This is a genomic window from Vibrio sp. J2-3(2022) (assembly GCF_021725735.1).
Taxonomy (GTDB): domain Bacteria; phylum Pseudomonadota; class Gammaproteobacteria; order Enterobacterales; family Vibrionaceae; genus Vibrio; species Vibrio diabolicus.
The window spans coordinates 62,275-82,831 of record NZ_JAKKCK010000006.1 but is presented as its reverse complement, the minus strand read 5'-3'; the positions used below and the strand labels follow the sequence as shown (position 1 = coordinate 82,831).

Here is a 20,557-nt window from a genome sequence, read left to right as displayed (position 1 = left end):
GGCTCATTTTTCCCACTTCATCACAAAAAAGCACCCCACACAGAAATTTTTTCTCACCTGTCTTTACTGTATAAAGAAACAGTATATACTGTTCTCTTATACAGTATTGTTCAGTTATACAGGTAAATAAAAATGCTGGCTCATCTAAGTGTTAATAATTTTGCGATTGTTAAGTATTTACAACTCGAGCTGTCTAAGGGCATGACCACCATCACAGGTGAAACAGGCGCGGGTAAATCCATTGCTATCGATGCACTTGGGCTCTGCTTAGGCGGACGAGCCGAAGCTGGCATGGTTCGACAAGGTGAAGAAAAAACCGAAGTTAGTGCCGCTTTTTTACTGGACAACAACCTACATGCAACGCGTTGGCTAGAAGATAACGATCTGCTTGATGGCAGTGAATGTATTTTGCGTCGCATCATCACAAAAGAAGGTCGCTCAAGAGCCTTCATTAATGGCAGTCCTGTCCCACTATCACAACTCAAATCTCTAGGGCAACTGCTGATCAATATCCATGGGCAACACGCTCATCATCAATTGATGAAAAGCGAACACCAAATGGCTATGCTCGACCAATATGCAGGTCATCTGAACCTACTAAAAAGCACACGAAGTGCTTACCAACATTGGCGTCAGGCAGACAATAACCTCAAGCAACTAAAAGAAAATAGCCAGCAAAACCAGGCGCAAAAACAGTTGCTTGAATACCAAATCAAAGAACTAAATGAGTTATCGCTAGGTGAAGAAGAATTTGCAGAGCTCGAGCAAGAGCACAAACGACTATCCAATAGTGGTGAACTCGCCACTACCTGTCAGCAAGCCATCGAACTTATTTACGAAGGTGAAGAAGTCAATGCGCTTGGTATTTTGCAATCGGCCAATCACTCCCTAATTCAACTAGCTGAGTTAGATGAAAAGCTATCTGAGCTACCCAACATGTTGTCAGAAGCGATGATTCAACTGGAAGAAACGAAGAATGAATTACGCAGTTATCTAGATGGCATCGATGTGGATCCTGCTCGTATGGCTTATGTAGAAGAACGTTTTTCTAAAGTGATGTCTGTTGCTCGCAAACACCACGTGATGCCAGAAGAACTATACCAACATCACCAAGATCTTCTGGCCCAAGTAGAAGCGTTAGATTGCTCTGATGAACGTTTAGATGAACTCGCGCAAGAAGTGGAACAAAAGTACCAAAGCTTCCTAAGCCAAGCAGAAAAACTACACAAATCACGCAGCCGTTACGCTAAAGAGCTGAATAAGCTGATCACGCAAAGCATGCACGAATTGAGCATGGAAAAAGCGGTATTCAATATCGAAGTCAGCAATGAAAACACGCACCCATCACCACTTGGCATGGACAGTGTGTGCTTCTTAGTATCGACCAACCCAGGACAGCCATTGCAACCTATAGCAAAAGTTGCGTCAGGCGGTGAGCTATCACGCATCTCATTAGCTATCCAAGTGATTACCGCTCAGAAAGTGGATACACCAAGCTTGATCTTCGATGAGGTGGATGTCGGTATTAGTGGTCCAACAGCAGCTGTAGTCGGCAAAATGCTACGCAAGCTTGGCGAGTCTACTCAGGTATTGTGTGTCACTCACCTCCCTCAAGTTGCAGGTTGTGGCCATCAACAAATGTTCGTGGCTAAACAAACAAAAGCTGGCCAAACCGAAACACAAATGCACGCATTAGATGAACAACAACGTGTGGCAGAATTAGCTCGCCTACTTGGAGGTAGCCAAATTACAGATTCTACCCTTGCAAACGCCAAAGAGCTCCTCATCGCCGCTTAGCCATGCTCTTTCAAAGATAGAGTCACGAACACTACTCCGTGACTCTACCTCCCCCATCACCATATCAAAGTGCTTGGGTTCTGATTCCCTTTCGAAATAATGGTCAGTGCCACCCCATAGCTCAATAACTTGGCTATTTGTCATTAGTTACCGCTTAAACTGGATAGAAAATCGCTCATCGACATAAACATACATGTGAGAGAATCAATAAATGCAACTCAACTCAAAATTCGTTGTCAGATTTCCTATCATACGACGCATAGCTTTTTACATCTGCGTCGAGCTTGTTTATTATCAGCGCAGTATTTTAAAGGTTACTAAGAAATTATTATGCAATTAAAGAAGTGGTTAGTTGCCGTACCATTAGCAATGACATTGCTGACAGGATGTTCGGTATTGGAAAAACTGGTTTATCGCATTGATATCAACCAAGGCAACTATGTAGAACAAAGTGCGGTAGATAAATTAAAGTTTGGGATGACTAAAGCACAGGTTCGCTTCGTACTAGGGTCGCCAATGCTTATTGAAAACGGCTACCCAAACACTTGGTACTACATCTATCACCATACTCCTGGTCACGGTGATCCAGTGCAAAAAGACCTGATCGTTAACTTTAACGATCAAGGCACACTCGCAGATATCAGCGGTGACTTCCCAAAAAGTGACGCTTTTTACGAACAGATTCAGTAAACGACTTTTGCAAAAAACCTCTCACATGAGAGGTTTTTTATTATCTAGATATCGCGCAATCACACTTTGAATCAATGACGACGCCATCCATTGGGACTGATATCAAGTCTACTTATTCTTACGTACAGAGCTAGGCTTACCACCGGTGACTGGGTCTGCATTCCCCTCGGCTTTAGCCTGCTCCGCCCGCTTACGACGAATCTCTTTCGGGTCTGCGAGTAACGGACGATATATCTCTATTCGATCTCGATCTCGAACGGTCGCATCTAACTTCACATTACGACTAAACACACCCACTTTATTCTTAGATAAATCAATTTCAGGGTATAACTCTAACACCCCAGATTGTCGAATGATCTCTTCTACCGTTGCGTGATTATTCACCACTAAATTAAATACACGCTGTTCATGAGGAAGAGCATAGACAACCTCTACGTGAATCATATCTGACTCAATACTCATAACACTCGTAGACCTGTTTTGCGCGTTTAGTGAATGCATTTACCATGTTACTGGTAAGCTCGTTAAAAACCTTACCGAAAGCCATCTCAATCATTTTACTTGAGAATTCAAACTCAAGCTTTAGCTCAACTTTGCAAGCTTGCTCATCTAGCGCGGTAAAAATCCAACCACCACGCAACGTCTTAAACGGGCCATCCACCAAGTTCATCATAATTGCTTGGCCTGGGATCAGCTCATTTGAAGTAGTAAACGTTTTGCTGATACCAGCCTTCGCCACATCGACAGAAGCCACCATACCATTACCCGAAGACTCAATGATTCTAGAGCCCGAGCAACCAGGCAGAAACTCAGGGTATTTAGCAACATCGTTAACCAGATTGAACATCTGTTCAGCACTAAAAGACACAAGCGCAGAACGGCTGACTTGCTTCATACATACTCCTATCGATACATGTACAGATTTAAAGCTCCTGCCAATTTTACTTTTATTCCACGATTGCGCAAATAAAAGGATTTCCTATCCGATATCCAACCCGTATAATGTCGCTATTATGGCAAAGAAAAAAACGAAACAAAAAGCGGGTAGCAATACTATCGCGCTGAATAAAAAAGCTCGCCACGAGTATTTCATCGATGATGAAATCGAAGCTGGCTTGGAGCTCCAAGGTTGGGAAGTGAAAGCCCTTCGCCAAGGTAAAGCCAATATTTCTGAAAGTTACGTATTTATGCGTGACGGTGAAGCCTTTGTGAGTGGCATGACAATCACTCCTTTAAATCAGGCATCGACACACGTTGTGGCGAACCCCACACGTGTGCGTAAACTACTAATGAGTCGTCGTGAACTAGACAACCTATTCGGACGTGTGAACCGTGAAGGTATGACATTAACGGCGCTCTCTCTGTACTGGTCTCGCTCTTGGGTGAAACTAAAAATTGGCGTAGCAAAAGGTAAAAAGCTGCACGATAAACGTACGGATTTAAAAGAAAAAGACTGGGCAAGAGAGAAAGCACGCGTAATGAAGAGTACACTGCGTTAATCTTGACCACTTAAACGCATAGTACTGGACAGCCAATGCTTTTCTGTTACTATGCGAATATTACCTGGGGCTGATTTAGGATTCGACGGGAATTCAGAAGTCTGAGGTGCATGCCGAGGTGCGGTAGGCCTCGTTAACAAACCGCAAAAAAATAGTCGCAAACGACGAAAACTACGCACTAGCAGCTTAATAACCTGCTCAGAGCTCTCTCGCCCTAGCTTCCGCACGTAAGACGGGGAATAACGAGGGATCAAACCCAAACGCGCTAGCCCGGATTCTCCCGCCTGAGAGATGAACGGCGAATTTTAATTCAGGCTAGTCATTCATTAGCGTGTCGGTTCGCAGGTGGGTGGCGAAATTAAAGATCGACTAAGCATGTAGTACCAATGATGAACGGTTTTCGGACGCGGGTTCAACTCCCGCCAGCTCCACCAAACGTTTGGAAAAGGCCACCTTCGGGTGGCCTTTTTTGTATCTGCTATCCGTACTTATGTTGCAACAGTACACGATCTACTTTTACGATGTTACTTTCTATTAGTGCACGGCTTCTTTTATAGCCTATAGAAAAATAAGCAGACGATCTCTAATAATCAACACTTCCAACTTTATAAATATTTTATTCATTAGTAATTTTATGCAGATAATTAAATCTCTTAAAAAATAAAAATGCGAAGCCATTTAGCTTCGCATTTTTATTGGGTTTAACATGGTTAACAATATTAGAAGCGATATTCCACACCTAGCGATGCTTGGTTAAAATCAGTTTTTGTGTTTGCACCATTCGCTACGTTCTCTGCATTCAGTTCTACGTCGTACCACATATATTCTGCGTTAACTAAGAAGTTATCAGTAACTTTAAAACCAACACCGGCACCAGCGAATACACCTTCGTCATCTTTGTTGCCTTGGAAGCCCGCAACGTTGTAATCCGTCGAGTACCACATTTGACCGCCTTTTGCGTAAAGATCGACACGATCAGCAATAGGGACTGTAACTTTTAGTGCTGCGGTGTAACCGTCCGTTTCGGCATTTGCTAAGTTATTACCATAGCTACCAAAATCAATGTAACCGCCCTCTAACGCTAAGTAAGGGTTAAAACGGTAACCAACCAAACCTTGAATAGCATCACTGTCATCATCAAAGTCATCTTGTCCATCAACTTTTAAGTAACCATAATTGGCGCCGACATAAACACCATGATCTTTGGAGTCCGCTGCGTGAGATAAAGTACTAAACGTTGCTAAAGAAAAAAGGCCAATCAAAGTAACAACATTGCTTTTCATTTCGTTCTCCTAATATAAGTGCCATTGAAAGTTCGAATTATACGAAGCAAATGCAATGCCAATTTTAATTTAATGAAAAACATTTTCTACCTTATAAAAAATTGACATTATTTTAAAATTAAAACAACAAAACCAAAAGTTATATCGTTTTATTTACCTTGAAAAAACAATATTAGACTTCTGTAAATACTAATGATGTAAAACATTCTATTTTATTTGTAGTTTTTTCAAAAGATAGGAGAAATCAATAAACAAACCCCAATCATCAATTATTTACATACCCATTATATTTAGGATTCTTAATTTTTGGTCTGGATTCTTTATGAACGAGTAAGGAAGGTAATCACACATCGGCTTTTTCTCTCTTTGCTTCAATAGGTAAATCTCCTACTCTGTGAAGAGGCTATCTCCATGGGACTGAAGTATGTTAAAAGGCAGTGAGTACCCTTCTATCCGAGCATTAAGGACGTTTGTCGCGGTTGCAAATTACCTCAGCTTCTCTAAAGCGGCGGATGCCCTATGCATTACACAAAGCGCAGTAAGCAAACAAATCGCCGCGCTTGAACAACTAGTGGGTTTACCTTTAATACAAAGAGGCTCGAATGGTATTGAGTTAACTGAGGAAGGAAAACGCTACCTACCGCAAGTCACAGAAGCACTAGAACTTATTCAGAATGCAACCGCCAACTTAATCCAATCAGATTCAAAGCAAGAATTGCTCACCGTGGATGTTACTCCTTCTTTCGCTAGCCTTTGGTTGGTGCCTCATATTGATGACTTCCACCAGCGACATCCCAATATCCGTGTAAGAATCTGTACCGGAGATGGGAACGTCAAAGGTTCAAGCGGTGAAAGCGACTTGCATATTCGTTGTCTTCCATTGTCCACGCATTATGAATACAGCCACTTACTATGCGAAGAAATACTACTATTGGTCGGTTGTACTAACGCTCCTGCACTCAAGAATGTGCACGCTGTTAGCGACTATCCGTTGATACCTCAAATCACTCGCCCTCAGTTGTGGGAGCAATTTAAGGCTGCACATGCAGTAGAATCAACCGTTACCTATCACTCTGTAGGCTTTGAACATTTTTACCTAGCTTACGAAGCCGTCAAAATGGGAAAAGGACTCGCCTTACTTCCTGATTTTATGGCGCAGAATTCTATTTTAAGAGGGGATATCCAACGTATTCTCAACCTATCTTTACAGAGTGGTTATGGTTATTACGTGATGATCCCGAATTATCGCCTATCGGCTAAGAAAGTGGCGGCGTTTTACGAATGGTTGAAGAGCAAACTAAGCTAATATTGTTTTCTTGAAATGCTTTTGGTAAACCAAAACAACTCAAAGACTTCAGTATCTGTCTGCTCCAAATTGTGGCATTCTCATTAACACTGTTTCAAAAGGATAAATGGATTGAAAGATATGGACAGCAATTCGCCCAAACTCTCATTACGTACCATTGAGCCAACGGATTACCCTGAGCTTGCAGAACTAATGGACTTAGTGTTTCCTGATGTTGGCGGCTCATGGCCACGGCTGACTATTATGGATCTCATTCATCAGTTTCCTGATGGACAAATCTGTATTGAAGATAACGGCAAAATAGTCGGTGCAGCATTAACCATTAAAGTGGACTACAACCGCTTTTCTCTTCCTCACCTGTATACCGATATCATTACCGAAAACAACGTCATACAGAATCAAGTAACTGGTGATGCAATGTATGGTCTCGATGTATTTGTCCACCCAGACTATCGAGGGCTACGTTTAGGTCGCCGTTTATATGATGCGCGTAAAGAGCTTTGCCGTAGTAAGAACTTCAAAGCCATTTTAGCCGGTGGTCGCATTCCTAATTACCACCAATACGCAGATGAACTGAGCGTTGCAGAGTACATCGACAAAGTAAAACGCCGTGAGCTTCATGACCCTATTTTGTCTTTTCAGCTTGCTAACGACTTCGATGTAAAACGAATCATGCGCGGCTACTTGCCAGAGGATAGCGCTTCTAAAGGTTACGCGACACTGCTGGAGTGGGATAACTTTTTCTACGAAGAGGATATTCAATCCGTACACGATGTAGAAAAAACGCTGATTCGGATTGGTGTCGTACAGTGGCAAATGCGCGCGATGAATGACCTGGAGGATTTGCTCGATCAGGCTGAGTTCTTCATCTCTTCTCTTGCGAACTATAAAGCCGATTTCGCCCTATTCCCTGAGTTCTTTAACGCACCGCTGATGGGCTTGCAAAACGACAAAAATTCCGTTGAGGCAATCCGCTTTTTGGCTAGCTTTACGGAAGAGATCAAAAACCGTTTCTCGCAGATGGCGGTCACCTACAACATCAACATTATTGCAGGCAGTATGCCCGTTATCGAAGATGGCAAACTGTATAATGTGGCCTACTTGCTGCAACGAGATGGTGAAATTAACGCTCAATATAAAATCCACATCACGCCTCATGAACAAAGAGACTGGGTGATCGACGGTGGTGACAATGTTCAAGTGTTCGAAACCGATGCGGGCAAAGTCGGCATACTTATTTGTTATGACAGCGAATTCCCTGAATTGGGAAGAATGTTAGCAGAACAAGGCGCACAAATTGTATTCGTTCCTTTCTGGACGGACACAAAAAATGGCTACCAACGAGTACGAATTTGTTCCCAATCGCGAGCCATTGAAAACGAATGCTATGTTGCAATTGGTGGTAGTGTCGGTAACTTACCTCGTGTTGATAACGTGGACATCCAGTACGCACAATCTGCCGTATTCTCACCGTCGGATATCTACTTCCCGCACGATGCGACCTTGACAGAAGCAAGCGCCAACACCGAAATGATGATCTTCGCCGATGTTGATTTGACTAAGTTGAAGCAACTGAATACCGAGGGTTCAGTAACCAACTTACGTCACCGACGTCTTGATTTGTATGGCGCATTTACTAAAGCTAAAGAGTCATAAAGGTGTGCCTTATTCGTCGCCACACGGGAGCGTGGCGGCGAATAAAACAAGCAGCAGATTGATTCCGCACAATAATCAGAGGCATGTCAGTTTTTCTCAGCGGTGAGAAACAAGAATTGACCCAGTAGGACATTCGGAGTATCACTCCAACTTCGTTCCGCTTTTATTAGGGGAAAGCTTTTGGAACACATTAACGAACTTCTCATGTCAATGAAGCCTTTGCTCGAGCAATACGGCTACTTGGCGCTGATTGTCAGTATATTTCTAGAAGGGATAGGTGTACCGATGCCTGGTCAATCGCTGATGATCGCGGCATCTTTGCTCTCTTCAGAACAAGTCATGAACCTAAGTATGGTTATGATGGTATCGTGGCTAAGCTGCTTTTTTGGGAATACCTGTGGTTACCTAATCGGTTATTACTTTGAAGGCTGGTTGGATAAAAAAGGCTATATCTCTGGCCCGAAGATGCAAACACTTCAACTGACTATCCAGAAATACGGCCCTACGTGCTTGGTCGTCAGCCGCTTTATTGAAGGAATGAAGCAATTTATGCCTCTTGCATGCGGTATCGCGAAAATGCCACGTAGAGAGTTTTTGCTCGGTAACGCCCTCGCGGCGACGGTTTGGGTATTGGTATTTAGCTTGTTAACTCACTTTGCATTTGAACATTTAAGCGTGTTGAGCAACCTGTACACCGAATACAAATATCTGGTATGGGCATTTGCTGCTGTCTTATTTACATGGATGGTTTTAGGTATTGTTAAACGCAAAAAAGCCAAATCAATGCAATAACGACAGTCCCTTCATTAGTGCATAACTAAAGCTCGTGGTATCAGTGAGATACGTAATACGAGCTTTTATCTTTTTCTTTACGTGCAAAATTTAAACAGCCATTTAGACGTCTAGACGTTGACAATGCGTAAATGTGATATTAGTCTGCTCTTCTCTCTTATTATTAACATTGTCGTTTACATGTCCGGTTCCCAACAAACAACTAAAACAGTTGCACCTTCTGCGGTCGCACTGATCCCATTGATTGTATTCCTTGCGCTGTTTATTGGCGTAGGCACTTACTTATCTTTGCAAGGCGTTGAATTTGCCTTCTACCAGCTGCCTGCACCCATCGCGGTATTACCAGCCATCATCATTGCGTTTCTTTTAAGTAAAGAGAAACTTAACCGCTCAATCGAACACTTCATGCGTGGTGTTGGCCACCCAGACATCATCGCAATGTGTATGATCTATCTGCTTGCTGGTGCCTTTGCTGCGGTAGCAAAAGCCTCTGGCGGTGTTGATGCAACGGTGAACCTTGGTTTATCCGCAATTCCAACCAGCATGATTTTACCGGGCATTTTTCTGATTTCTGCTTTTATCGCAACAGCAATGGGCACTTCGATGGGTACCATCGCAGCCGTTGCACCCGTAGCGTTAGGCATTGCTGAATCAGCAGGAATGAGCTTACCGTTAACCGCAGGCGTTGTGCTGAGCGGCGCTATGTTTGGTGATAACCTTTCTATCATCTCTGACACCACCATCGCGGCGACACGCTCTCAAGGTTGTGAGATGAAAGACAAGTTTAAAGAGAACATTCGTATTGCTTTACCTGCGGCGTTGATCGCGATTGCAGTGTTCGCTTTCAACAGTACAGCGACTCAAGTGCCTGCAACTGGCGATATTGAGTGGCTAAAAGTCTTGCCGTACATCACTATTTTGATCCTAGCGGTATCTGGTGTGAATGTGTTTGTGGTTCTGTCGATTGGTATCCTTTTGGCTGGCGGCGTGAGCTTGGCATCGATTGACAATTACGGACTAACTAATCTAGCCCAAGACGTTTACAAAGGCTTTGGTAACATGCAAGAGATCTTCTTGTTGTCCATGCTAATTGGTGGTTTGAGTGAACTGATGCGTCGCCAAGGTGGTCTTGCTTTTCTAACAAATTTCGTTAGTAGCCTTATCCACGCGTTTGGCTCTAGCCACTCTAAGCATGCCAACAGCCGCGCGAGTGAGCTAGGTATCGCAGGCTTGGTGTCGATGGTCAATGGCTGTACGGCAAACAACACCGTAGCCATCATTGTATCGGGCAGCGTTGCTCGCCAACTGGCGGAAGAGAATAATGTCTCTCCTCGCCGCTCAGCAAGCTTGTTAGACATTTTCTCATGCGTGGTGCAAGGCGTGTTGCCTTACGGAGCTCAAGTACTGCTGCTAGGCTCCGTATTCAACCTATCGCCACTTGAAGTAGTTGCTAATTCTTACTACTGTTTTGCATTAGCGATAGCGGCTGTTGTCGCGGTGTTTATCAAACATCCCGCTCGTCAACCTGTAGCGCAAACTGAAAACTAACGACAAATACCGAAAAGGCTCCGATGGAGCCTTTTTACTTTCTTCTTTATTTTCCTTGCCGCGAACAGATTTACTTCAAAACTGAACGCAAACTTTGCGCACTGTGTAAAGGAATCGCGAAGCAATGCGCCACATCGCGTAGAGCTTCCACCTGAGCCGCATTACTGATTGCTAACTCGCCTGCCACATCGAAGTGGTTATTCTCAAACCCCACTCTCACATCGAATCCAAGTAACACCGCACTCGCTAAACAGTCTTGCTCTCGCGCGCCAAAAGCACAAATGGCGCATCGAATTTCTTCCTCGTCAAAACGCGCCAAATTCAAACCTCGTAAATCCCATGGCGAAGACTGTTGAGTTTGGTGATAACGCCCTAACACCACTAATGCATGCTGATGCGTTTTAGGTAGCACGCCCGCATCGCGTAGTTGGAAATAACGTTCAATGTCGGTTGCATCGTAGAGAATAATTTGGCTCACGATGCTGTTCTCTGCCAACCAATGGAAAAAGGCATGCCCTTCTTTCTCACTTGCGCGATCGGGGATTAACTCCCTCAATGCGAAAGAAGCCGCTTCTGGTTTCACAGCTTTAACTAACGCCCGCTGTTGTGGCGGAGAATATAAACCCACCGCCTCTGTGGTGAGCTGAACCATCATGGTTTCTCCCACCGCTTCTTTCACGGCATGGTAAATTGCCATGTTGTCGTCGATGTCTAATGAATGACGTCCGTTGGCGTCTCTCGCATGCAAATGGATCATGGCAGCCCCTGCCGTTTGACAAGCAATAGCCTCTGCAACCAGTTCGTCTTTTGTCATGGGTAAGTTGGCGTGATCGTGCTTAGTTTTTCTAGCACCGTTTGGGGCCACGATAATGGCGATAGGTTCTCGCAAATATTGGTTTGCTACTTCCATGTCTCCGCCACCTCTTTTAACGTCAGTGAGAGTTTACCGACTAGTTCATCAATATGATGAGACTGAATAATGAATGGCGGTGCGAGCAAAATATGGTGCCCATTAACGCCATCAATCGTCCCGCCCATTGGATAGCACATTAAGCCATTTTCCATTGCTCGCTGTTTGATGCGTTTGTCTGCCAATGTGGCTTTACTCAGAGGCGACTTGCTTTCTTTATCCGCCACCAGCTCAATGCCAAAAAACAAGCCTTTACCACGAATGTCGCCAATGTACGGTAAATGGGCCAATGCAGAAGCAAGCTCATTACGCAGCAAAGCACTTTGCTGATTCACCGCCGTTAATAAATCTTCTTGGAAGATGGTTTCAATTGTTGCCACGGCGGCAGCGCACGCCACAGGGTGCGCCATAAAGGTATGACCGTGTTGGAAAAAACCGCTTCCATCAGCAATAGCTTGATAGACTCGATCATTAGCAACCACCGCGCCAATAGGTTGATAACCCGCACCAAGCCCTTTAGCCATACAAACCAGATCGGGCTCTACCTCTTCTTGCTCAAACGCAAAAAAACTACCACTTCGCCCAACGCCACACATGACTTCATCCAAGATCAATAACACATCGTATTGGTCGCATATTTCGCGAATACGTTTGAAGTAACCTTGAGTCGCAGGCACAGCTCCAGCGGTGGCTCCCACAATAGGCTCGGCGACAAAAGCCATGACATTCTCAGCCCCCAGCTCAAGAATTTTTGCCTCTAGTTCATTCGCCGCTCGCAATGAGTAATCCAATTCCGACTCATGACTCTGCTGATAACGATAAGCATAGCAAGGGGCAATGTGATGACTCGGATGCAAGATGGGTTTGAACGGTTCACGTCGCCATTCATTACCACCGACCGCCAGAGCTCCCAACGTATTGCCGTGATAACTTTGCTGACGCGCGATGAATTGCTTTTTATCTGGCTTACCTGATTCTACAAAATACTGCCGCGCCATTTTTAGTGCCGACTCCACCGCTTCTGATCCGCCACTGACTAAATACACATGGTTGAACTGCCTAGGCATTTGCTGACAAATCAATTCCGCTAGTCGCTCACTGCTGTCACTAGTAAAAAATCCAGTATGAGCAAACGGCACTCGCTCGAGCTGTTCCAACATGGCTTTTTTAACGGCTTGATGACTGTGGCCAAGGTTTGATACCGCAGCGCCGCCACAAGCATCGAGGTACTGTTTTCCTTGTTTATCAAATAGATAAACACCTTCACCTTTATCGATGATTGGCAGCGTGGCATGGCAATGACGGTGAAATACGTAAGACATTTGAGTCCCTTCCAATGTGTAAGATTTGCACACATCATCAGGAACAAACCCAAACGCGACAAGGGAATAAATTTCACCCACCATGAGCTTTTGGAATACCACAACCCAAAAACAATAAAGCCTTTGATATTTAAACAATAAAACAAATAAAGGCCAGCTTTTTTAAAGGCTGGCCTATGGGTAACCAAAAGCTAAAAAAGAATCGTTTTACGCGTTTAGTGCCTGTTCTAAATCGGCTAGGATATCGTCAATATGCTCAATACCCACAGATAAACGAATCATCTCTGGTGACACACCAGCTTGTTTTTGTTCTGCTTCGCTCAACTGACGATGAGTCGTCGATGCTGGATGACAAGCCAATGATTTTGCATCGCCAATGTTCACCAAACGCTTAAAGATTTTCAGAGCGTCATAAAAGCGCACTCCGGCTTCATAACCGTCTTTTAAACCAAACGACAAAATCGCAGAAGGCTTACCTTTCATGTATTTTTCGGCGAGGTTGAAGTGTGCTGAACTTGGCAAGCCGGCGTAACTCACCCAACTGACTTTGTCATGCTGTTCCAAGAATTCAGCCACTTTGAGAGCATTCTCAGTATGGCGTTCCATACGCAGCGGTAACGTTTCTAGCCCTTGCATAAGCATAAATGCATTCATCGGTGATAATGCCGAACCGGTATTACGCAATGGTACGGTACGCGCGCGCCCGATAAATGCCGCCTCACCAAACGCTTCGGTATACACGACTCCGTGGTAAGAAGGTTCTGGTTGGTTGAAAACGGGAAAACGGCCTTTGTGCTGCGCCCAAGGGAATTTACCGGAATCTACAATCACGCCACCCAATGTGGTGCCATGCCCACCAACGTATTTAGTGAGAGAGTGAACTACGATATCCGCACCGAATTCGATGGGTTTGCACAGCACTGGTGTCGCGACGGTGTTATCCACAATCACAGGTACGCCTTGTGCGTGAGCAAGCTCCGCTACACGTTCTAAATCAATGATATTACCGGCTGGGTTACCAATGCTCTCGCAGTACACCGCTTTGGTATTTTCATCAATTAACTCAGCCAAACTTTCTGGTTTGTCATCTTTGGCAAACTTCACCTGAATCCCCTGATTTGGCAACATGTGCGCAAACAAGGTGTAAGTACCGCCATAAAGTTGCGGCGTAGAAACGATGTTATCGCCCGCTTGCGCTAAGGTCAGAATCGCATAGTTAATCGCTGCACTCCCCGCACTCACGACCAACCCGGCAATGCCGCCTTCTAACGCCGCCATGCGTTTTTCCAGAACATCGTTAGTCGGATTCATGATGCGAGTGTAGATATTACCCGGCACTTCCAAGTTAAACAGATCAGCGCCGTGCTGCGCGTTATCAAACTCGTACGCGACCGTTTGATAAATCGGTGTCGCGACAGATTTAGTGGTAGGGTCAGTTTCGTAACCAAAATGGATGGATAGCGTTTCGTCTTTCATGTTCTTCCTTGAGCGTCATCGAGATAAATCGTGGACTTATCATGCCGACTTTTTAACCACAGAACCTCGTTATGGGTCACATTGCCCAAGTCCAGAAACGTTTATGAAATGGGAAAAGGTAACATTTTTGATATTCATCGATAGGTATAACTTGCGCTTGATTGAAAGTCTTTAATCTTGTTGATAATCCTCCTTCAATATGAACTAAAGTGAATTTGACCTATTGAGTTCTCAAACTCATTGAGATGGGAGCAATAGGCAAAAAACTTACTCTGTATGGAGATGACCGATGAACAAAAACTGGATCCCCATTGCCCTATCTGGGCTTGCTTTAACGGGGTGTTTTTCTGAAGAAGCGAAAGAAGTAGAAGCCGTCGCCGAGCCACTCAAAGTAACCGCCGCAGACAAAATTTATTATGGTGGCGACATCCTAACCATGGCAGGCGATAAACCAGAGTACGCCGAAGCCGTCGCGACATTAGGCGAGAAAATCATTTATGTCGGCAGCAAAGATGGAGCGATGGAACACAAGTTCGGTAAAACACAGTTGGTCGACTTAAAAGGCAAAACTATGTTGCCTGGCTTTGTTGATCCGCACAGTCATGTATATGGTGTTGGTCTGCAAGCCATGGTCGCAAACGTGCTGCCATCTCCTGATGGCGAAGCCGATACCGTTGCGAAAATCATAGAAACTCTGAAAAATGCCGAGAACAATAATACGCAACGCCTATTCATTGAGAAAACCGGATGGATTTTAGGTTTTGGTTACGACGACGCCCAACTGGATTACTACCCTACCAAAGCGGATCTCGATAAAGTCAGCACAGATAAGCCTGTATTAATCATCCATACTTCGGGGCATTTGAGTGTCGCAAACAGTAAAGCGTTAGAGCTAGCAGGCATCACATCAGAATCGGAAGATCCAAAAGGTGGCATTATCCGCCGAATGGAAAACAGCCAAGAACCAAATGGGGTCCTAGAAGAAAACGCGCACTTTGCAATGCTGTTCAACCTCAATAAGTTGATTGATTCTGAACTTCAAGATCGCATGTTAGAAGCCTCGCAAGGTATGTACGCGAAATATGGCTATACCACGGCTCAAGAAGGACGAGCTACATCAGAAGGTTATGAAGCGATGAAACGCGCGTCGAAAAACGACAAGCTGATGATCGACTTGGTTGCTTACGCCGATATGGTATCGAGCAGTGATTTTATGGACTCGGAATACAACACGCCAGAGTACACCAACCATTTCCGCATCGGTGGCGTAAAGCTGAACTTTGATGGCTCTCCACAAGGTAAAACGGCATGGCTAAGTCAGCCTTACTTACACCCACCACATGGACAAGATAAAGACTACGCTGGCTACCCAACTTTCGAAGATCAACAAGCTTACGATTACGTAGAAACAGCCTTTAAAAATGAATGGCAAGTGCTGACGCATGCCAATGGTGACGCGGCGATCGAGCAATTTATCAACGCAGTGACCAAAGCAAATGAAAAGCTAGGAAAGCAAGACCGCCGACCTGTACTCATTCACGGCCAAACCATGCGCCAAGACCAAGTAGATCGCTTAGCTGCGCAAGGCATCTTCCCTTCTCTATTCCCAATGCATACTTTCTATTGGGGTGACTGGCATGTGGACTCGGTACTCGGCCATCCTCGTGCCGATTTCATTTCACCAACTCAAGCGGTGAGAAAGGCGGGGTTAAAATTCAGTACACACCATGACGCACCTGTGGCGCTGCCAAGTTCATTCCGAGTATTGGATGCGACCGTCAATCGCACCACCAGAACCGATAAAGTACTGGGGCCAGATCAGCGTGTTGACACGTATACCGCACTGCAAGCCATGACGATTTGGCCGGCTTACCAACACTTTGAGGAGTCGTATAAAGGTTCTATCGAAGTGGGCAAAAATGCGGATTTAATCATCCTCGATAACAACCCGATGAAGATTGAACCTAATGCGCTAAAAGACCTAAACGTGGAAGAAACCATCAGCCGAGGCGAGTCGGTTTATCAACGACAGTAATCCAAAATAAAACACCGCCGTCATCGAGGCGGTGTTTTCTATCTGACTCACCAAGTACTATATCTATTTGTTCGCCACTTCCTGTAATAACCAAGTACGAAACTTGTTTGTGGACTGGCTTCGTGTGTTCATGATCAAGTAGTACCCTGCATTGGCTGGAACCGGCTGAAAGGGAGAAACTAAACGCTCTGTCGTCAATTCATCCTCAATCAGTGCCATTCGTGCCATCGCAATCCCAACTCCTGCTTCCGCCGCAGACATCGCCATATCCGTTCTATTGAAAAAGTGTCCAACATCGGTTTTAAAGTCTAATCCCATTGCTGACGCCCAATATAGCCACTCATAGTCACGCGTCGCTTTTTCCCATGGCATCGCATCGTGTAGTAGCGTCGCCTCCTGCCATTTATTCACTGACATTGAGGATTCTTGTTCATCAAAAGGCACTTTTAGCCAACCATGATCCTCAAGGTACTTCGGACTCATTACGGGCAGCAGTTGCTCATCCAAAATCAACTCCGCGTTAGCATTTCGGTAAGGATGAAGACCATAGTCTATCGCGACGTCATAATCTTTTATCTCACTATTCACTAACGCCCCTTCCGCGAAGATTTGCACTTGGATATCCGGGTTCTCGTGATGAAAACTTTCCAGCTTTGGGACTAACCATTTAAAAGCAAAAGAAGGCGTTAATTTTAAGCGAATCTCATTGGTGTGCTTTTCTACTTTGAGCTCATCAAGCAGTTTGCTCAGCTCGGAAAAGTGAAACTGCGTCGCTTGGTGTAACTGAGTGCCTTTAGCGGTTAAACGAATACCGCGGGAATGGCGTTCAAATAAAGTAAAACCTAATAACGCTTCCAAATGAATAATTTGTTGGCTCACGGCTCCCGTAGTGAGGTGCAAAAACTTAGCCGCGCCAGTAAAGCTGCTGTGTTCCGCGACTTGGCTAAACAGACACAAGCCACTTATTAAATTACTTCTCATCCTTGAGCCTATAGTTTTTCTAAACACTGTATGTAATTTATATCGATTGTTAACAAAAGGTAAAGAAAAGAAACTAACCACTCAGATAAATGTGTGGAGTACATCAATGGAAGTCATCGTATTAGGCAGCGGCGTCATCGGCTTAACCTCTGCTTGGTATTTATCTCAAGCAGGCTATCAAGTTACGGTTATTGACCGTCAACCAAGCAGTGCAATGGAAACAAGTTTCGCCAATGCTGGGCAGATCTCGTACGGCTATTCTTCGCCTTGGGCTGCGCCTGGTGTTCCTGTTAAAGCCATAAAGTGGTTAATGGAAGAGCATGCTCCACTCAAAATCAAACCAACCCTCAATGCCGATATGATCAGTTGGGCAAGTAAGATGGTGGCCAACTGCACCCTGTCTCGCTACAAAGTCAACAAAGCTCGCATGCTTTCGATAGCTAACCACAGTCGTATGTGTCTGGAACAATTACGTCAAGAACATGCCATTGAATATCAAGGTCGCCAGTTCGGCACCTTGCAAGTATTTCGAACGCCTCAACAGCTGCAAGCCATTGAAAAGGATATGCAGCTTCTAGAGCAAAGCGGGACTCGGTTTGAGTTGATGGACGTAGAACGCTGCATTGAACAAGAACCTGGACTGGATCTTGTGAAAGATAAACTGGTTGGTGGCTTGCATCTGCCAGATGACGAAACAGGCGATTGCTATCAGTTTTGCCAACAACTAACAGAGCTCGCTAAGGCCCATGGCGTGAGGTTCGAGTTCGACACCGAAGTAAGCAATTGGGTTACAGTAGGCAAAAAGATCATAGGTGTCCAAACGAATCGAGGACAGTTTAAAGCGGACCAATATGTGGTTGCCTCTGGCAGCTATTCTACAGCGCTACTCAAGCAACTCGACATTGAGATTCCTGTCTATCCAGTAAAAGGCTATTCGCTCACCATCCCAATGGAAGATGAGCACTTCTCTCCTCGCTCTACTGTGATGGATGAAACCTATAAAGTCGCCATGACTCGGTTTGATGACAGAATTCGCGTAGCGGGCACCGCAGAATTAGCAGGGTTTGATGCCTCCCTTCCGCAAAAACGAAAAAATACCATCGAAATGGTCATCCGTGATCTTTTCCCTCGCTGCGGCGACTTTAGCCAAGCCGAGTTTTGGAGTGGCTTTAGACCAATGACGCCTGATGGCACACCGATTATCGGCGCGACCAAATACGATAACCTTTTTACTAACACCGGACACGGCACTCTGGGTTGGACTATGGCTTGTGGTTCTGGCCACTTGCTAGCGAGCATTATGGTTGGTGAAAAAGCGAAAGTGATGGATGACACAGAGCTTAACCTTTGCCGTTATGCATAAGGGCATATCTGCATAAAAAACAAACAGGCCTTTACTCCACAAAATGCATAATATTTGGCATTTTCAACTCATCAAATATGCAGCACATTTTAATGACAATGTGCTGCATATTTAATCACCAGACAAATCTTCTACCCCAAAGGAGCAAATAAGCAACAAGAACTAAATTTTAACAATCACTCTCTATTCTGTGTTCACCATCACGCTACAAAGGATTTATAGCCAAAAAAGTTAACAATTGCATTACATAAAGGGTAATGTATTGTGTGAAAAACAACCACAAACACAACTAACAGGGAAAATACTCATGCAGTCATTAGTTGATTTTCTGAATGGAATTATTTGGAGCCCGGTACTGATCTATTTGTGCCTTGGTGCAGGTTTGTTCTATTCAATCATGACGCGTTTTGTACAAATTCGTCACTTCTTTGAGATGTGGCGCTTATTACTTTCAGGGAAGAGTTCAACAAAAGGGATATCATCATTTCAGGCACTTGCCGTTTCACTATCTGGCCGTGTAGGTACAGGTAACATTGCTGGTGTTGCTGCCGCTATCGGTTTTGGTGGACCAGGCGCCGTATTCTGGATGTGGGTCGTTGCCTTCTTTGGTGCAGCAACCGCATACGCAGAGTCGACACTTGCGCAAATCTATAAAGAAGAAGACGAAGGTGAATTCCGTGGTGGTCCTGCTTACTACATTGAAAAAGCAATGGGACAAAAATGGTACGCTTGGATCTTCGCTATCGCAACCATCTTTGCATGTGGTGTTCTACTTCCTGGCGTTCAATCGAACAGCATCGGTAACGCAGTAGAAGCAGCATTTGGCTCAGGTGACATGATTGAAACCGCTATTGGTACCTTCAGTTTTGCTAAAATTTTCACTGGTACGGTTGTCTGTGTCATTCTGGCCTTCATCATCTTCGGTGGCGTAAAACGTATTGCGAACTTTACCCAAATCGTTGTGCCATTTATGGCGCTGGCTTACATCATCACTGCATTTGTCATCATCCTTCTAAACATTGGTGAGGTTCCACGCATTTTCGGCATGATCATTGGTGACGCGTTCACACCAATGGCAGGTGTTGGTGCGGCAATAGGTTGGGGTGTAAAACGTGGCGTTTACTCCAACGAAGCAGGTCAAGGTACTGGTCCTCACGCTGCAGCTGCAGCGAGTGTTGATCACCCAGCTCAGCAAGGTCTTGTTCAATCTTTCTCTATTTACATCGATACACTACTTGTGTGTTCAGCAACCGCGTTTATGATTCTTATCACTGGCGCGTACAACGTAAATGGTGCAGTTGAAGGTACGTTCCTAATTCAAAACCTACCGGCTGATATTGGTGCGAATGGTCCTGTATTTACGCAAATGGCGATCGAAAGTGCACTACCTGGCGTGGGTAAACCATTCATCGCAATCGCACTTTTCTTCTTTGCGTTTACGACCATTCTGGCTTACTACTACATTGCAGAAACGAACATTGCTTACATTCGTCGTACATTCAAAGTAAATGGGCTGATGTTTATTCTGAAAGTCATCATTATTTCATCAGTGTTCTACGGAACCGTGAAAACCGCCAACTTAGCCTGGGCGATGGGTGATGTAGGTGTAGGTCTAATGGCATGGCTTAACATCGTCGGTATTTTGATCATCTTCTTTATGTCGAAACCTGCTCTCAAAGCATTGAACGATTACGAAGAACAACAAAAACGTGGTGTGACCGACTTTACATTCAACCCTGTAGCGCTAGGCATTAAAGGCGCAGATTACTGGGAAGATAAGTACAAGCGTAAAACGGGTAAGGCACCAACGGCAGACAACAGTACTACAGAAACTGTTGAACAACCATCAACATAGCCTTAACGCATAAACAAGAAAAAGCAGTGGTCCGTTTAAGGGCA

17 protein-coding genes and 1 other RNA gene are annotated in these 20,557 nt (G+C 44.7%); 11 read left to right on the top strand and 7 right to left on the bottom strand.

Annotation, left to right across the window (positions count from 1 at the left end; genetic code table 11):
* Positions 1-132: 132 nt before the first annotated feature.
* Together recN and bamE are read left to right on the top strand one after the other, a co-directional pair.
* Positions 133-1,797 carry a DNA repair protein RecN gene (recN, locus tag L3V27_RS19495; protein WP_237312563.1) on the top strand — a complete coding sequence of 555 codons (1,665 nt, stop codon included), beginning with the start codon at positions 133-135 and terminating at the stop codon, positions 1,795-1,797.
* A gap of 330 nt (positions 1,798-2,127) precedes the next feature.
* Entirely contained in the window at positions 2,128-2,487 is a 360-nt protein-coding gene (gene bamE, locus L3V27_RS19490) for an outer membrane protein assembly factor BamE (protein WP_005391468.1), read from the top strand.
* Between the two features lie 108 nt (positions 2,488-2,595).
* Here bamE and L3V27_RS19485 read toward each other — a convergent pair whose 3' ends face one another.
* Together L3V27_RS19485 and L3V27_RS19480 are read right to left on the bottom strand one after the other, a co-directional pair.
* Positions 2,596-2,949: an RnfH family protein gene (locus L3V27_RS19485; protein WP_005391471.1), complete on the bottom strand. Its 354-nt coding sequence runs from the start codon at positions 2,947-2,949 to the stop codon at positions 2,596-2,598.
* Positions 2,939-3,382 (bottom strand): SRPBCC family protein, encoded by a 444-nt coding sequence (locus L3V27_RS19480; RefSeq protein ID WP_005391473.1) that lies wholly within the window; start codon positions 3,380-3,382, stop codon positions 2,939-2,941. Before L3V27_RS19480 ends, L3V27_RS19485 begins: the two co-directional genes overlap by 11 nt.
* Before the next feature lie 118 nt (positions 3,383-3,500).
* On the opposite strand from L3V27_RS19480, the gene smpB reads away from it, so the two are divergent.
* Together smpB and ssrA are read left to right on the top strand one after the other, a co-directional pair.
* Positions 3,501-3,986: an SsrA-binding protein SmpB gene (smpB, locus tag L3V27_RS19475; protein WP_005391476.1), complete on the top strand. Its 486-nt coding sequence runs from the start codon at positions 3,501-3,503 to the stop codon at positions 3,984-3,986.
* A gap of 66 nt (positions 3,987-4,052) precedes the next feature.
* Positions 4,053-4,420, top strand: a transfer-messenger RNA (tmRNA) gene (ssrA, locus tag L3V27_RS19470).
* 285 nt (positions 4,421-4,705) lie between these two features.
* On the opposite strand, the gene L3V27_RS19465 is transcribed toward ssrA, so the two are convergent.
* Complete coding sequence (locus L3V27_RS19465; RefSeq protein ID WP_164666635.1) at positions 4,706-5,269, bottom strand: porin family protein; 564 nt, start codon at positions 5,267-5,269, stop codon at positions 4,706-4,708.
* Positions 5,270-5,693: 424 nt separating this feature from the next.
* Between L3V27_RS19465 and L3V27_RS19460 the strand changes: the two genes are divergently transcribed.
* The 4 genes from L3V27_RS19460 (at position 5,694) to L3V27_RS19445 (ending at position 10,571) form a co-directional block, all read left to right on the top strand.
* Positions 5,694-6,575, top strand: a complete 882-nt coding sequence (locus L3V27_RS19460; protein ID WP_006741861.1) for a LysR family transcriptional regulator — start codon at positions 5,694-5,696, stop codon at positions 6,573-6,575.
* Positions 6,576-6,695: 120 nt separating this feature from the next.
* On the top strand, positions 6,696-8,231 hold the full coding sequence (locus tag L3V27_RS19455) for a bifunctional GNAT family N-acetyltransferase/carbon-nitrogen hydrolase family protein (RefSeq protein ID WP_005391488.1): 1,536 nt from the start codon (positions 6,696-6,698) through the stop codon (positions 8,229-8,231).
* A 204-nt stretch (positions 8,232-8,435) separates the two neighbouring features.
* Positions 8,436-9,023: a DedA family protein gene (locus L3V27_RS19450; protein WP_005391489.1), complete on the top strand. Its 588-nt coding sequence runs from the start codon at positions 8,436-8,438 to the stop codon at positions 9,021-9,023.
* A 180-nt stretch (positions 9,024-9,203) separates the two neighbouring features.
* On the top strand, positions 9,204-10,571 hold the full coding sequence (locus tag L3V27_RS19445; RefSeq protein WP_005381672.1) for a Na+/H+ antiporter NhaC family protein: 1,368 nt from the start codon (positions 9,204-9,206) through the stop codon (positions 10,569-10,571).
* A gap of 70 nt (positions 10,572-10,641) precedes the next feature.
* Here L3V27_RS19445 and L3V27_RS19440 read toward each other — a convergent pair whose 3' ends face one another.
* The 3 genes from L3V27_RS19440 to L3V27_RS19430 form a co-directional block, all read right to left on the bottom strand.
* Positions 10,642-11,481, bottom strand: coding sequence for a 3-keto-5-aminohexanoate cleavage protein (locus L3V27_RS19440; protein WP_237312561.1), 840 nt, complete (start codon positions 11,479-11,481; stop codon positions 10,642-10,644).
* Positions 11,472-12,803 carry an aspartate aminotransferase family protein gene (locus tag L3V27_RS19435; RefSeq protein WP_237312560.1) on the bottom strand — a complete coding sequence of 444 codons (1,332 nt, stop codon included), beginning with the start codon at positions 12,801-12,803 and terminating at the stop codon, positions 11,472-11,474. Before L3V27_RS19435 ends, L3V27_RS19440 begins: the two co-directional genes overlap by 10 nt.
* Before the next feature lie 207 nt (positions 12,804-13,010).
* Positions 13,011-14,279, bottom strand: coding sequence for an O-acetylhomoserine aminocarboxypropyltransferase/cysteine synthase (locus tag L3V27_RS19430; RefSeq protein WP_005496305.1), 1,269 nt, complete (start codon positions 14,277-14,279; stop codon positions 13,011-13,013).
* Between the two features lie 289 nt (positions 14,280-14,568).
* Here L3V27_RS19430 and L3V27_RS19425 point away from each other — a divergent pair, with 289 nt between their 5' ends.
* Positions 14,569-16,314 (top strand): amidohydrolase, encoded by a 1,746-nt coding sequence (locus L3V27_RS19425; RefSeq protein ID WP_237312559.1) that lies wholly within the window; start codon positions 14,569-14,571, stop codon positions 16,312-16,314.
* A 63-nt stretch (positions 16,315-16,377) separates the two neighbouring features.
* On the opposite strand, the gene L3V27_RS19420 is transcribed toward L3V27_RS19425, so the two are convergent.
* On the bottom strand, positions 16,378-17,295 hold the full coding sequence (locus L3V27_RS19420; protein WP_237312558.1) for a LysR substrate-binding domain-containing protein: 918 nt from the start codon (positions 17,293-17,295) through the stop codon (positions 16,378-16,380).
* A gap of 106 nt (positions 17,296-17,401) precedes the next feature.
* Between L3V27_RS19420 and L3V27_RS19415 the strand changes: the two genes are divergently transcribed.
* Positions 17,402-18,658, top strand: a complete 1,257-nt coding sequence (locus tag L3V27_RS19415; RefSeq protein WP_237312557.1) for a D-amino acid dehydrogenase — start codon at positions 17,402-17,404, stop codon at positions 18,656-18,658.
* Positions 18,659-18,965: 307 nt separating this feature from the next.
* Positions 18,966-20,513, top strand: coding sequence for an alanine/glycine:cation symporter family protein (locus L3V27_RS19410; RefSeq protein WP_012842106.1), 1,548 nt, complete (start codon positions 18,966-18,968; stop codon positions 20,511-20,513).
* Positions 20,514-20,557 lie beyond the last annotated feature (44 nt).